This is a genomic window from Microbacterium phycohabitans (assembly GCF_032464935.1).
Taxonomy (GTDB): Bacteria; Actinomycetota; Actinomycetes; order Actinomycetales; family Microbacteriaceae; genus Microbacterium; species Microbacterium phycohabitans.
In genome coordinates this window covers 269,398-283,251 of the sequence record NZ_JAWDIT010000003.1, presented here as the reverse complement: position 1 = coordinate 283,251, position 13,854 = coordinate 269,398, and the positions used below count along the sequence as shown (strand labels likewise).

Genomic DNA, 13,854 nt, shown 5'->3' with positions numbered 1-13,854 from the left:
CGCGGCACCCTCCGCGACCGAGCCGCACCCGACACGATGTCGTCGAAGCGTCTCGGCCGGGGCACGTCGCGCGCCCCGGCCGAGACGACCCGGTCAGGAGCCGTGCGCCTCCTCCGACACCGGCTGCCATTCGCGCCACGTCTGCAGTCGCGATTCGTAGTCCTTCTCGGCGATGCCGAGGGGTGCCTTGCCGAAGAAGATGCGCAGCGGCGGGTTCTCGGCATCCACGACCTTCAGGATCGCCGCGCGCGTGGCCTCGGGCTTACCGGGTTCCGCGGCCGAGGGGCGCTTCGCCGCCTGCTCGCGGACGTCGGCGTAGGCCTCGATCTCCTCGCTGCGCTTGGCCGAGGGTCCCGACCAGTCGGTGGAGTAGCCCCCCGGTTCGACGAGGGTGACGTGCATGCCGAAGCCGGCGACCTCCTGCGCGAGGGACTGCGACAGACCCTCGAGCGCCCACTTCGACGCGTGGTAGACGCCGACGGAGGGGAAGGCGCTGATTCCGCCGATGCTCGACACCTGGATGATGTGCCCGGAGCCCTGCGCGCGCATGATCGGCAGCGCCGCCTGGGTCACCCACAGCGCGCCGAAGAAGTTGGTCTCGAGCTGGGCGCGCACCTCGTCCTCGGTGAGCTCCTCGACCATGCCGAAGTGTCCGAAGCCGGCGTTGTTGATGACGACGTCGAGTCGGCCGAACTTCTCGTGCGCCTTCTCCACGGCCGCGGTGTCGGCGGCGTGGTCGGTGACGTCCAGCTGGATCGGCAGGAACGTCTCGGGGTACGCGTCGACGAGTTCCTTCACGTCATCGAGGTTCCGGGCGGTCCCGGCGACGCTGTCGCCGCGCTCGAGGGCCGCTTCGGCCCACTCGCGGCCGAAGCCCTTGGATGCGCCGGTGATGAACCAGATCTTGCTCATGGGAGTCCTCCAGGAGAGGGGATGGGTGAACGCCAGCGACGGTACGCCGCGCCTCTCCGCTCCCGTGGTGGCTTGACACTCCCCGCATCCTCGACCGTCGACGCCGACGCCGTTCGGGGCGTCGTCCTGCGTTCGGGGCGGAAGACCCATGCCCCGAAGCGCGGAATCCGCCCCGAACCGGAAGCGGCGACTACCGTCCGGCGACCTCCGCCGTCTCTCCCGGCCCGGGCAGGATCTCGCGCAGCAGATCGTCCAGCGTGACGACGCCGACGAGCCTCTCGCCCTCCACCACGGTGGCCAGCTGAACGCGTCCGCGCCGCATGCGGGCGAGGGCGTCGTAGGCGGATGCCGCCGGCTCCAGCACCAGGGGATCCCGGGCGATCTGCTCAGCCGGCGTCGACGGGGCGACGGCGAGCGTGTCGCGCACGTGCGCCACCCGGGAGCCCGCCCCCGAACCGACGAGGATGCGCAGGTGGGTCGACGCGGCGGCGACGCGCTGGATGTCGGCGACCGTGGCATCCCGCGGGACGGCCGTGGGGGAGCGGTCGGTGCGCACGATGTCGCCGACCGTCAGCGTGCCGAGCGCGATCGCCTGGGCGATGGGCTCGGAGTACTGCTGATCGAGGGTGCCGGCCTGACGCGAGTGCGCGACGAGTTCGCGGATGGTGTCGGCGTCCTGCCCGCCCGCCGCGGCCTTGTCGACGGGCTCGACGCCCGAGGCCTTCACCAGACGGTTCGCGATGTGGTTGATCCACAGCAGGAACGGACGCAGCGGCCACGTGAGCGCACGGGCGAGGATGCCGGTGGCCTTCGCCGCGGTCTCGGGGTGGGCGATCGCCCACGACTTCGGCGCCATCTCGCCGATCACGAGGTGCAGGAAGGTCACCACGATCAGCGCGAGCATGAAGGCGATGATGTCGGCGAGCACGTAGGGCAGGCCCCACGCCTCGAACACCGGGGCGAGGGCGTAGTCGATCGCCGGTTTGGTGATCGCGCCGAGCAGGAACGTACAGGCCGTGATGCCCAACTGCGCGAACGCGAGCATGACCGTGAGCTCGTTGACACCGCGCAGTGCCGCTCGGGCGGAGGCGCTCGTGGCGGCCTCCTCCTCGAGGCGGTGTCGGCGGGCGGCGAGCAGCGCGAACTCGACGATGACGAAGAACGCGCTCGCGATGATGAGCGCCGTGGTGATCAGCGCGACGGTCCAGCCGTTCATCGGGCCACCTCCTCGTCGATCGTCGGGCCGTCGACGACGGCGTCTCGATCCACCTCGTGCAACTGCACCCGCAGGTGCGACGGCACGTGCCGGTCGACCTCGACGACCTCGACCGCGAGCCAGCGCTCGTAGTCCAGGCCCTGGACGGTCTCCGACGCCCGCTCGGGCAGATCGATGCGCACCACCCCGCCGACGGGCGGGAGGTCGCCGTGGGTTTCGATCACGAGACCGGCGACGGTCTCGACGTCGCTGTCGGCGAGGTCGTACCCGATGAGGCGCTCGAGCTCGTCGAGGTGCAGGTCGCCCGGAACGCTCCACGCGTCGTCGCCGACCGCCGCCGCCTCGGCCACGACGGCGTCGTGCTCGTCGGAGAGCTCGCCGATGACCTCTTCGGTCAGATCCTCGATGGTCAGGATGCCGTCGAAGTTGCCGTACTCGTCCACGACGCACGCGAGTTCGTTGCGCGTGTGCCGCATGCGATCCAGGGCCACCGGCAGCAGCATCGACGTCGGGATGACGACGGCCGCACGCATGACGGATGCCACGGGCGCGGCATCCGCCGGGTCCTCACGGAGGATGTCGATGAGCTCGACGACGCCGACGGGGGAGTCCTCCGCGCCGATCACGGGGTAGCGGGTATGACCGGTGGCCATGAGCGCGCGCACCTCGCCGACGGTGGTGTCGGGGGTGACCGACCCCACCTGCGACCGCGGCACCATGGCGTGCTCGACATCGCGCTGGGGGAAATCGAGGATGCGATCGATGATCATCGACAGATCGTCGGGCAGGTCGCCGCTCTGACGCGACTCCTCGATGATGGCCTCGAGGTCGCGCGCGGTCGCGCTCTCGTCGACGTCTTCGAGGGGCTCGATGCGCAGCAGGCGCAGGAGGGCGTTGGCGGCGACGTCGAACACGGTGATGAGCCAGCCGAACAGCAGCAGGTAGATGCGGGTCGGCACGGCGAGGGCGCGAGCAAGCGGCTCGGGGTTCGCGATGGCGAGGTTCTTCGGGTAGAGCTCGCCGAAGATCATCGTCACGACCGTCGCGAGCAGGAGCGCCCCGACCGTCCCGATGAGCACCGACACGGCGGGGTCGACGCCCACGCCGCCCAGCAGCGTGCCGATCGACTCACCGATCAGCGGCTCGGCGACGTATCCGATGAGCAGGCCCGTCACGGTGATTCCGAGCTGGGCACCCGACAGCATGAACGAGGTGCGCTTGGTGATCGCCAGCACGCGCTTCGCCTGCGCGTCGCCCTTCTCGGCCCGCGCGGTCAGTCGCGCGCGGTCGACGGACATGTAGGCGAACTCCTGCGCCACGAAGAATCCGCAGGCGACGATGATCGCCAGGGTCACGATGATCCCCAACAGGAGTGTCAGGGCCGCGGCCAGCATCAGATCTCACCCCCTCTCGAGAAGAGGGGGCTCGAAGATCGGCCCTCCTGGTCGGTGGAGGTGCGGTGATGGCTCACGGGGTTTCTCTCTCGTGGGTCGGGTGATCGCAGATCGGCTTTCAATCTACCGACCCTGTCGTCGGTCAGTCTGAGCGTTCGCCTCGACCTTCAGGACGGGCCGCGGGGCGTGACACACCCGTCGAGCGATATATCGCTCGCGCACGGCTCATCCGCCCCGACGGATGCGATACTGGTACTCCCGCATTGCCTCGCTTCCCGGCGTGGTCCCGCCCTTGCTCTACCGGTACGCTTCGGCGCGCCAGAAAAGGACCTGTCGTGGGAAGACTCATCTACCGAGACCGCGCATCGTTCGACATCGACGACCGCATCCTCGCTCACCTCCGCATCGTCGTCATGAACAAGCTGCGACGCAACGAGGGGTTCATGCTCCAGCTGCCCGTCAACGAGGGCGTGCGCCAGGCGAGCCTGTGGATCCACGCCTCGAACGCGCTCGTGATGCAGTTCTACGGCGGTCGGGAGCCCGCAATCGACCGGGAGCTCATCGATCAAATGATGCACGACGCCAGCGGGGCCGACGGGCTCACGCTCACGGCCGCGGGCATCGCCCCGCCGCCGGCCCCGCCCCGCCGCCCGGTGGGTCGCACGGCCAACTGACGCCGCCCGGCCATTCGCACGATGGCGCGGATGCCGTTCGCGCCCTGCCCGACCGGGCGCACGGCACCCGGTCAGTGCGCCCGCCCATCGCCTCGCCTGAGCGCGTCAGCCTGACCGCGACGCGCTCAGGCGGTGGTGAGCGGCAGCTCGACCTCGAAGCACGCCCCGGTCGGTGACGCGACGCACCGCACGTCACCACCGTGCGCGCGGGCGATCCCGCGGGCGATCGGCAACCCCAGGCCGACCCCCGCGGCCGAGGCCCGCGCGGTGTCCAACCGCACGAGCCGGTCGAAGATGCGCTCGCGCTCGGCGGTGGGCACCCCCGGACCATTGTCGACCACCGAGATCACCGCGCGACCGGCGTCGGTCCGCAGGCCGAGATCGATCTCGCCGGTTCCGCCCGCGGCTCGGGCCGCGTTCTCGATGAGGTTGGCCATCACCTGGGCGATGCGGTCGACGTCCACCGTCGCCGCGACGGGCTGATCGGGAACAGCCGTGCGCAACCGCACCGAGGGGTGCACGAGCGGAACGCGGCGCGCCTCGGCATCCACCAGGGTCCGCAGATCGACGTCGACGCGCTGCAGGTCGAGTCCGCGATCGACCCGCGCCATCGTCAGCAGATCGTCAACGAGGCGCGAGGCGCGCGTGGCCTCGCGCGCCACGTGCGCGGCGAGCATCTCGCGTTCGGGCCCATCCAGATCGGCGCGCACGAGGGTGTCTGCGGCGGCGCGGATGCCGGCGACCGGCGTCCGCAGCTCGTGCGCGGCATCCGACAGGAACGCCCGCAACCGCTGCTCGGCCTCGCGGGCCGTGCGCTCCGCCCCCACGACGTCGTCGAGCATGTCGTCGAGCGCCGTCGCCACGCGACCGATCTCGGTGTCTGCACGCGTCGGGTGCAGCCGCCGCTCCCGTTCCCCCGCCCCGATGGCCCGAGCGACCTCCGAGACCCGGTCCAGGGGGCGCAAGCTCCGGCGCACGACCAGCGTCACGGCGCCCGCGGCGAGCACGAGCACCCCGACCGACGACACGGCCATGATCCATCGCACCTGACCGAGCGTCTCGCCGACGCCCACGGCCGACGCGGTCAGGGTCAGCGTCGATCCGTCGCTCAGTGTCGAGCGCAGGGTGACCAGCTGATCGTCGCCCGACACCTCGGATGCCACGACGTCCACGCCGCTGGAGGGGGAGGGCTGCAGGGCCGAACGCTCCCCGGGCGCACCTCCACCCGGCCCGCCCGGCCCACCCGGTCCCTCGCGCAGCTGCTCGGGGCTCGGGCCCGCCACGACGGACCCCCCGCCGGCGGAGTCGATGCGCACGGCGAGTCCCTGGTCCGACAGACGCTCGGCGAGGTCGGCGTCGTCGACGATCCCGACCAGCGACGCGGTGGCGGCGGCGCGGTCGCGCAGACGCTCCTCGATCTGCCCGCGCAGGCGCGCGCCCAGCGCCAGATCGACCACGACGGCGAGCACGATGAGCAACAGCGCCACGACCGCCACCACGGCGACGATCGTGCGACGCCGCAGAGACCCGGAGCGCAGGACAGGGGCGCTCACGCGGCCGCGCTCAAGCGATAGCCCAGCCCGCGGACCGTGTGGATCAGCCGCGGCCCGTGCTGCTCCATCTTCCGGCGCAGTGCGCTGAGGTGCACCTCGACCAGGTTGGGGTCGTAGTCGTCGTAGCCCCACACCTGGGTGAGGATCTGCGCCTTCGACAGGGTGCGTCCCCGACTCTCCGCGAACAGCTGCAGCAGGCGGAACTCCGTCGCCGTCAGCTCCAGCGAGGCCCCCGCCCGGTGGGCGGTCGCGGCATCCGGATCCACGAGCAGGTCGCCGATCGCGATCGTCTGCGGCAGGCGCCCGCGCCGACGCAGCACGACGCCGGCGCGGGCGACCAGCTCGGCCATCGTGAACGGCTTCACCACGTAGTCGTCCGCGCCCTCCGCGAAACCGCGCAGACGGTCGTCGACCTCGTCCCGCGCGGTGAGCATGATCACCGGGATGTCGCCCGTCGCTCGCACGAGGGGCAGCAACCGGATGCCACTGGGCCCCGGCATCATCCAGTCGAGGATGACGAGGTCGGGGCGGAACCGTTCGAGACGAGCGGGCAGGTCGGACCCGTCGGGAGCGGCCTCGGTCACGAAGCCCTCCGCGCGCAGGGCCGTCTGCACGGAGACGCGGATGGTCTCGTCGTCGTCGAGGACGAGCACGCGGGCCGGAGCGGACATCCGACCGACGATAGGGCCGCCCCCTGAACGCCGGTTGTGGCTTGCGTATGCGATCACCGCGCGGTCGTCGGCTTCAGGTTCGCTTCAGTCCCGCCTCGAAGTCTGGTCTCAGAGCCGGTGACAGCCACCGGCGCAGGAGGACAGACACCGTGAACGACGACGAATACCCCACCCAGCCGCTTCCGCGCCTGGACGACAGCACCGAGCCGCGCCGCCGCTCGTGGCGACGCCCCGCTTTGATCGCGGGCGCCGTCATCGTGGCCGCGGGGCTCACCGGCGGCAGCGCCGCCCTGGCCGCGCAGACCGGCGGGGGAGCGACGCTCACCGCCGCGACCTCGGCCCCGAGTGCCGACGGGGGCGCGACCGGCCCCGGCACCGCGCCCACGCCCGGCGCCACCGCAAGCGGGACCCCAGCCGACGGCACCGCGCCCACGCCCGCCCCGGCGCCGTCCGACGGTACCGCGCCCGCTGCACCCGCCGCGCCCGGTGGCACCGGCCCCGGTGAGTGCGGTCCCGGCGGCGGTCCGGGTCACGCCGGCCCCGGAGCGGACGGCCCCGGAGCGAAGGGCCCCCAGGCCGACGGCGAGAAGCCCGCCCCGCCGACCGACGGCACCGCCCCGACCCCGCCCGCGCCGCCCGCCGACGGCTCGGTGCCCACTCCGCCGTCCGACGGCACGGCCCCGACCCCGCCCGCCCCGCCCGCCGACGGCGCGGCACCCACCCCGTCGGCGTCGTCCGGCAGCTGAGCCGCGACCGCGCTGACCGCCGCGCCACGCCCCGGGCGTGCAGCGAGCGGTCAGCGCGGTGCGGCACGATCGAGGGGTGGCGAACAGACGCAGGCGACGGCCTTCCGCGGCCCGCGCGCGAGTACTCCGCCGCCGCCGGATCACCGTCGGCGTCACCGCCGCGGTGCTCATCGCCCTGATCGTCGCCGCCCTCGCGCCGCTGGTCTCGCTCACGCGGGCGTGGAACGCCGCTTGGAACGCCGAGACCCGCCGCGAAGCGGTCGACCTGACCTCGTTCGACCCCGGCACCCTCATCGGCGACGACGACTTCTACGACGGTGACGCGCTGACCGCCGATCAGATCCAGGCGTTCCTCGACGACCAGGTCGGCGCCTGCACGGCCGACACGTGCCTCGCCGATCTGCGCGTCGATCTCCCCGCCCGGGCGCCGGTCGTCTCGGAGGCCACGGGCGAGACGGTGTGCGACGGATGGGACGGGGGAGAGCTGTCCGCCGCGCAGGTGATCGACCGCGTGCAGCGAGCGTGCGGCATCTCGGCGAAGGTCATCCTGGTCACCCTGCAGAAGGAGCAGAGCCTCGTCGCGGGCCGGTCGGCCCGGGCCCCTCGTGCCGAACAGCTCGGGGCGGCGATGGGGGCGCGCTGCCCCGACGACGCCGCCTGCGACCCGGGGGCGGCGGGCTTCGCCGCGCAGGTCGTCCAGGGCACCACCGACCTGAAGTCGTACAGCGCCTCGGGCTTCATGCGGCAGCCCGGAACCCACTACATCGCCTACTCGCCCGACCCGGCCTGCGGCGGCACCGACGTGGCGATCACGAACCGCGCCACCGCGGCGCTGTACAACTACACGCCGTACCAGCCGAACCCCGCCGCCCTGGCCGCGCGGTGGGGCACCGGCGACGCCTGCTCGGCCTACGGCAACCGCAATTTCGCGCTGTACTGGGCGCTCTGGTTCGCCTGAGGGCATCGTCAGGAGGCCGGACCAAATCACAGTGTTGTGATTTCGTTATGCACGGGCGATAATTGCCGGGACAAACGAACAGCCGCCGTGCTCCATCACAGGTCGTAGGGGAAGACGTACCTGACGAAGGAGAGACCATGGCGATCACGTCTTCGCGCGGAGTGATCCTGATCCACTCCGCGCCCCGCGCGTTGTGCCCCCACCTCGAGTGGGCGGTGGGACGCGCCCTCGGCCGTGCCGTCAACTTCGACTGGGCCGACCAGCCCGTGCTGATGGGCAGCCGTCGTGCCGAGTTCTACTGGGAGGGCCCGGTCGGCTCCGGCGCTGCGCTCGCGAGCGCGATCCGCGGCTGGGAGCACCTGCGCTTCGAGGTGAGCGAAGACCCCACTCCGCGCAGCGACGGCGGTCGCTGGATGCACACGCCCGGGCTCGGCATCCACTACGCGCAGACCGATGCGTCGGGCAACGTCGTGATCGGCGAGGACCGCGTGCGCTACGCCATGGAGGTCGCCGCGGGCGATCCCTTCGAACTCCAGCGCGAACTCGACGTCGCCCTGGGCTCGGCCTGGGATGAAGAGCTCGAGCCGTTCCGCCACGCGGGAGACGATCAGCAGATCGTCTGGCTGCACAAGGTGGGGTGAGACCCCCGGGCGGGGAGGCGCCACTACCGGAGGCCGGTGTCCGCACCCGGCACCGGGACCGCGTATCCCACCCGGACGAAAGAGAACGCCCCCTGGCATCCTCCACCGCAGTCGGAGGGATGCCAGGGGGCGTTCTTCGTCGGATCAGACGGATGCGATCGCGACGACGGCGTTGTGGCCGCCGAAGCCGAAGGAGTTGCTGATCGCGAGCTGATCGCCCGCTCCGAGCTCGACGGGGGAGCCGGACAGGGCGAACGGGACCTCGGGGTCCTGCTCGGTGAGGTTGATGGTCGGCGGGGCGACACGGTTCTGCAGCGCCAGCACGGTGAAGATCGCCTCGAGGGCGCCCGTGCCGCCGAGGAGGTGACCGGTGGAGGCCTTGGTCGCCGAGACCGGGATCTCGTCGACGCGCTCGCCGAACACCGCCCGCAGCGCCTTGTACTCGTTCGGGTCGCCGACCGGCGTCGACGTGGCGTGCGCGTTGATGTGCGTGACGTCGTCGACCGACGCTCCGGCCATCTCCAGTGCCATGTGAACCGCGCGGGCGGCACCCTGGCCCTCGGGGTCGTTGGCGGTGATGTGGTACGAGTCGGCGGTGACGCCGCCACCCACGATCGAGGCGTAGATCTTCGCACCGCGGGCCTTCGCGTGCTCCTCGGTCTCGAGGATGAGCACACCGGCGCCCTCGCCCATGACGAAGCCGTCGCGGTCGATGCTGGCCGGCCGAGAGGCCGTCTCGGGCGAGTCGTTGCGCTTGGACAGCGCCTGCATCGAGGCGAACGAGGCGATGGTGATCGGGTGGATCGCCGACTCGGTGCCACCCGCGATGACGACATCGGCCAGACCGTCGCGGATGTGCTGCACGGCGTTGACGATCGACTCGGTGCTCGACGCGCAGGCCGACGCCACCGTGCGCGCGAAAGCGCGCGCGTTGAAGTGGAGCGACAGGTTGCCCGCGGCGGCGTTGGGCATGAGCATCGGCACCGTCATCGGCATGACGCGACGCGGGCCCTTCTCGCGCAGGGTGTCCCAGGCGTCGAGCAGCGTCCAGACGCCGCCGATGCCGGTGGCGAAGTCGACGCCGAGACGGTCGGGGTCGATGTCGGGCGAACCGGCGTCTTCCCACGCTTCCTTGGCCGCGACCATTGCGAGCTGCGACGAGGGGTCGAGCCGCTTGGCGACGGGTCGCTCGAGCACGGTCTCGGGTCGCACGAGCGCCTCGGCGGCGAAGGTGACGGGCAGGTTGTACTGCTCGACCCATTCGTGCTCGAGGGAACGGGCGCCGGAGGTTCCGGCGAGCAGGGCGGACCAACTCTCGGGTGCCGTTCCGCCGATGGGCGAAGTGGCTCCGATGCCGGTGACGACGATGCGGGGTGTGCTCATGAGCGAGGGATCCTTGGTGCGGCCGACAGGTCGTGACCGGTGGGGGCCGGAGCCCCCACCGGGAGGTGTCAGGACTGGTTCGACGTGATGAACGTCACGGCGTCGCCGACGGTCTTGAGGTTCTTGACCTCGTCGTCGGGGATGGTGACGCCGAACTTCTCCTCGGCGTTGACGACGATCGTCATCATCGAGATGGAGTCGATGTCGAGGTCGTCGGTGAACGACTTCTCGAGGGCGACCTCGTCGGCCGAGATCCCGGTCTCGTCGGTGATGAGCTCGGCAAGGCCGGCGAGAACCTCGTCGTTGGTGAATGCCATGATGTCTCCTGTTTCTTGGGGGCGGGCCTGACAGGCCCCGATCAGTCTAGGGTTCGACGCTCTCGCGTCAGGGGAGGACGACGACCTGCGCGCCGAAGACGAGTCCGGCGCCGAAGCCGATCTGCAACGCGAGACCGCCGCTGAGCTCGGGGTGCTCCTCGAGCAGGCGGTGGGTGGCCAGGGGGATGGATGCCGCCGAGGTGTTGCCCGTCGTCTCGATGTCGCGGCCGATGACCACGGTCTCGGGCAGGCCCAGCTGCTTGGCGAACTCGTCGATGATCCGCATGTTCGCCTGGTGCGGCACGAAAGCGGCGAGATCGCCCGGCTCGATGCCGGCCGCCTCGATCGCCTGACGGGCGACCTTGACCATCTCCCAGACGGCCCAGCGGAACACCGTGGGGCCCTCCTGACGGAGCGTCGGCCACGGCGCCGTGCCGTCGCGGAACTCGTTGAGCGTGGCGTTCATCCCCACGGCGTCCGCCTTGGAGCCGTCGGAGCCCCAGATGGTCGGGCCGATCCCCGGGGTGTCGCTGGGCCCGATGACCACGGCTCCCGCGCCGTCGCCGAGGAGGAACGAGATGCTGCGATCGGTCGGGTCGACGATGTCGCTGAGCTTCTCGGCACCGACCACGACGACGTGCTTCGCCAGCCCCGCGCGCACGAGGGCGTCGGCCTGACCCACGCCGTACGCGAAGCCCGCGCACGCGGCGTTGACGTCATAGGCGGCCGCGGGGTTCGCACCGATGCGGTCCGCGACGATCGCGGAGGCCGAGGGCGTCTGCTTCGGGTTGCTGATGGTGGCGACGATCACGGCGTCGATGTCGGCGGGGGAGATCCCGGACTTCTCGACGGCCTCGCGCGCGGCTTCGGAGGCCAGGTCGATGGCATCCGTCTCCTTGTTCGCGCGCACGCGCGTGACGATGCCGGTGCGCTGGCGGATCCACTCGTCGCTGGAGTCGATCGGGCCGACGAGGTCGTCGTTCGGCACGAAGTTCTCGCCGCGGGCCGCGCCGTAGGAGTAGATGCGGGTGTGGGCCGCGCCCTGGGTCTGGCGGAGGGTGGGGGTGCTCATGCCTGGTCTTCCTTCAGCAGTGAGACGGCCGCGTCGAGGTCGTCGGGGGTCTTGACCGCCACGGTCGGGGTGCCGCGCAGGGCGCGCTTGGCGAGCCCGGTGAGCGCCCCCGCGGGCGAGAGTTCGATGATGCCGGTCACGCCGTGCTCGGCGAACGAGGCCATGCAGCGGTCCCAGCGCACCGGCGACGCCACCTGGGCGACGACGAGGTCGAGCGCACGACGCCCGTCGGAGACGACGGAGCCGTCGGAGTTGGTCCACAGCGTCAGCTCGGGGTCGCCGACCTCGACGTCGGCCGCCGCCGAACGCAGCGTCTCGACCGCGGGCTCCATGAAGCGCGTGTGGAAGGCGCCGGCGACCTGCAGCGGGATCACGCGCGTGCCGCGCGGCGCATCGCTCGCGAGCTCCGCGAGGGCGGGCAGCTCCCCGGCGGCCACGATCTGCCCGCCGCCGTTGTAGTTGGCGGGGGTGAGGTTCAGAGCCTCGAGGCGCTCGAGCACGGCCTGCTCGTCGCCGCCGACGACGGCGCTCATGCCTGTCTCGACCGCCGAGGCCGCCTCGGCCATCGCGCGGCCGCGCAGGCCCACCAGACGCAGCGCGTCGGCGTCGCTCAGAACACCGGATGCCGCCAGCGCGGCGATCTCGCCCACGGAATGCCCCGCGACACCGGCGACCGGCGAACCGGCGCGCTCGCTCAGCGCCGCCCACGACAGCAGCGACGCCGCGACGATGAGGGGCTGGGCGACGGAGGTGTCGCGGATCCGGTCGGCATCCCATTCGGTACCGGCGGCGATGAGATCGACTCCGGCCTGTTCGGAGAAGGCAGCGAGGCGCTCGCGCGCCCCGTCGAACGCGAGCCACGGCGAGAGGAACCCGGGGGTCTGCGAGCCCTGTCCGGGGAAGACGGCGATGATCACCGTCCCATCCTGCCAAGGATCGGGCCCGCGCTTATGGAGATATCGGCACAGATATGCGGCGTGTCTTTGTGCGCGCCGTGCATTAGCGCCGTGGTGATCCCGTCGACCGTCCCCGACACGCCGCGTTCTCGCGCGGAGAGCGACGTGTCGTCGACTCTCTGCGGACGGTCCAGACGGGGCCTGCGGTGTCAGCGCGACACGACGGGCCGCCGGTTGACGGGCCCGCGACGCCGGGTGGCATCCGTACCGATCGAGCCGAGGATCAGCGCCGTCTGCAGGATCAGCGCCTCGCGGGGGCCCGTGGCATCCCACCCGATGACCTCGGAGACACGCTTCAGGCGATACCGCACCGTGTTGGGGTGCACGTACAGCTCGCGGGCCGTCGCCTCGAGCGAACGCCCGTTGTCGAGGTAGCTCCACAGGGTCGCGACGAGATCCGCGCTGTGCGCCTGCAGCGGGCGGTACACGCGCTCGACGAGCGTCTGCTTCGCGACGGCGTCACCGGCGAGGGCCCGCTCCGGCAGCAGGTCGTCGGCCTCGACGGGACGCGGGGCGTGACGCCACGCCCGGGCGACGGCGAAGCCCGCGAGGGCGGCGCGGGCGCTCTGCCCGGCATCGACGAGGGCGGGCACGGCGGGACCGAGCACGAGATGACCGGAGCCGAAGCCGGGCTCGAGCCGCTTCGCGATCTCGGGGAACGGCAGTTCGGCGGTGTCGTCACCGCCGCGCGCGGGCAGGTCGGCGCGACCCACCACGAGCACGAGACGTGAGCCCTGCACGCCGATGAGCACGTCGACGCCGAGCTTGCGGGCGGTGCGGCGGACCTGGTCGACGTCGAGCTGCGGGGGAGTGGTGCCGACGAGCACCGCGACCTCTCCGTGCCCGTGCCACCCGAGGGCGGCGATCCGGCTGGGGAGCTCGTCGTCGGCCTCACCGGTGAGGATCGAGTCGACCACGAGCGCCTCGAGACGCGCGTCCCAGAGGCCGCGTGCCTCGGCGGCGCGCGCGTAGACGTCGGCGGCGGCGAAGGCCACCTCGCGCGAATACGACAGCATCGCCTCGCGCACCTTCTCACTGCGGCCGGCGACACGCTCCTCCATGACCTCGACGGTCACGCGCACCAGCTGCAGGGTCTGCGTGAGGCTCACGCTGCGCAGCAGCTCACGGGGAGCTGCGGCGAAGATGTCGGCGGCGATCGCCGGGGTCGAGGCGGGCTCCTCGAACCACTGCAAGAACGACGTGATGCCGGCCTGCGCGACCAGGCCGACGGCCGAGCGCCGGGCCGGGGGCATCTCGGCGTACCAGGGCAGGGTCTCCTCGAGCCGCTGGATGGTCGCCGTGGCCAGGTCGCCGGAGATGCGTCGCAGCCACGTCAGCGTCTCGGCCTTCTCTTGCGCCGC

Annotated in this window: 14 protein-coding genes; 4 read left to right on the top strand and 10 right to left on the bottom strand. The window is 71.8% G+C overall.

Going from position 1 to position 13,854, the window contains the following annotated elements; genetic code table 11:
* Positions 1 to 93: 93 nt before the first annotated feature.
* From RWH44_RS09910 to RWH44_RS09900, 3 genes are all read right to left on the bottom strand, one after another.
* Positions 94 to 912 (bottom strand): SDR family oxidoreductase, encoded by an 819-nt coding sequence (locus tag RWH44_RS09910; RefSeq protein WP_316004445.1) that lies wholly within the window; start codon positions 910 to 912, stop codon positions 94 to 96.
* Positions 913 to 1,102: 190 nt separating this feature from the next.
* Entirely contained in the window at positions 1,103 to 2,128 is a 1,026-nt protein-coding gene (locus tag RWH44_RS09905; RefSeq protein WP_316004444.1) for a CNNM domain-containing protein, read from the bottom strand.
* On the bottom strand, positions 2,125 to 3,522 hold the full coding sequence (locus tag RWH44_RS09900) for a hemolysin family protein (RefSeq protein WP_298872679.1): 1,398 nt from the start codon (positions 3,520 to 3,522) through the stop codon (positions 2,125 to 2,127). The genes RWH44_RS09905 and RWH44_RS09900 overlap by 4 nt, the downstream gene beginning before the upstream one ends.
* 335 nt (positions 3,523 to 3,857) lie before the next feature.
* Between RWH44_RS09900 and RWH44_RS09895 the strand changes: the two genes are divergently transcribed.
* Positions 3,858 to 4,196 (top strand): DUF7882 family protein, encoded by a 339-nt coding sequence (locus RWH44_RS09895; RefSeq protein ID WP_298872682.1) that lies wholly within the window; start codon positions 3,858 to 3,860, stop codon positions 4,194 to 4,196.
* A gap of 125 nt (positions 4,197 to 4,321) precedes the next feature.
* Here the strand turns inward: RWH44_RS09895 and RWH44_RS09890 are convergent, their stop codons facing one another.
* Positions 4,322 to 5,749, bottom strand: a complete 1,428-nt coding sequence (locus RWH44_RS09890; protein ID WP_316004443.1) for a sensor histidine kinase — start codon at positions 5,747 to 5,749, stop codon at positions 4,322 to 4,324.
* Positions 5,746 to 6,420, bottom strand: coding sequence for a response regulator transcription factor (locus tag RWH44_RS09885; RefSeq protein WP_316004442.1), 675 nt, complete (start codon positions 6,418 to 6,420; stop codon positions 5,746 to 5,748). The genes RWH44_RS09890 and RWH44_RS09885 overlap by 4 nt, the downstream gene beginning before the upstream one ends.
* A 149-nt stretch (positions 6,421 to 6,569) precedes the next feature.
* Here RWH44_RS09885 and RWH44_RS09880 point away from each other — a divergent pair, with 149 nt between their 5' ends.
* The 3 genes from RWH44_RS09880 to RWH44_RS09870 all read left to right on the top strand — a co-directional run bounded on the left by RWH44_RS09880 (position 6,570) and on the right by RWH44_RS09870 (position 8,765).
* Positions 6,570 to 7,166 carry a hypothetical protein gene (locus tag RWH44_RS09880; protein ID WP_316004441.1) on the top strand — a complete coding sequence of 199 codons (597 nt, stop codon included), beginning with the start codon at positions 6,570 to 6,572 and terminating at the stop codon, positions 7,164 to 7,166.
* A 76-nt stretch (positions 7,167 to 7,242) separates the two neighbouring features.
* The gene (locus RWH44_RS09875) at positions 7,243 to 8,124 is read left to right on the top strand and encodes a hypothetical protein (protein ID WP_316004440.1); all 882 of its coding nucleotides are present in this window, start codon (positions 7,243 to 7,245) and stop codon (positions 8,122 to 8,124) included.
* Between the two features lie 137 nt (positions 8,125 to 8,261).
* Positions 8,262 to 8,765 carry a DUF3145 domain-containing protein gene (locus RWH44_RS09870; RefSeq protein WP_076675660.1) on the top strand — a complete coding sequence of 168 codons (504 nt, stop codon included), beginning with the start codon at positions 8,262 to 8,264 and terminating at the stop codon, positions 8,763 to 8,765.
* A 144-nt stretch (positions 8,766 to 8,909) separates the two neighbouring features.
* Here RWH44_RS09870 and RWH44_RS09865 read toward each other — a convergent pair whose 3' ends face one another.
* The 5 genes from RWH44_RS09865 to RWH44_RS09845 form a co-directional block, all read right to left on the bottom strand.
* The gene (locus tag RWH44_RS09865; protein ID WP_298872696.1) at positions 8,910 to 10,148 is read right to left on the bottom strand and encodes a beta-ketoacyl-[acyl-carrier-protein] synthase family protein; all 1,239 of its coding nucleotides are present in this window, start codon (positions 10,146 to 10,148) and stop codon (positions 8,910 to 8,912) included.
* A gap of 68 nt (positions 10,149 to 10,216) precedes the next feature.
* Complete coding sequence (locus tag RWH44_RS09860; RefSeq protein WP_022880558.1) at positions 10,217 to 10,465, bottom strand: acyl carrier protein; 249 nt, start codon at positions 10,463 to 10,465, stop codon at positions 10,217 to 10,219.
* A gap of 67 nt (positions 10,466 to 10,532) precedes the next feature.
* Positions 10,533 to 11,537: a beta-ketoacyl-ACP synthase III gene (locus RWH44_RS09855; RefSeq protein ID WP_316004439.1), complete on the bottom strand. Its 1,005-nt coding sequence runs from the start codon at positions 11,535 to 11,537 to the stop codon at positions 10,533 to 10,535.
* Positions 11,534 to 12,454: an ACP S-malonyltransferase gene (locus RWH44_RS09850; RefSeq protein ID WP_316004438.1), complete on the bottom strand. Its 921-nt coding sequence runs from the start codon at positions 12,452 to 12,454 to the stop codon at positions 11,534 to 11,536. Before RWH44_RS09850 ends, RWH44_RS09855 begins: the two co-directional genes overlap by 4 nt.
* Before the next feature lie 188 nt (positions 12,455 to 12,642).
* Complete coding sequence (locus RWH44_RS09845; RefSeq protein WP_298873146.1) at positions 12,643 to 13,830, bottom strand: PucR family transcriptional regulator; 1,188 nt, start codon at positions 13,828 to 13,830, stop codon at positions 12,643 to 12,645.
* Positions 13,831 to 13,854: the final 24 nt, after the last annotated feature.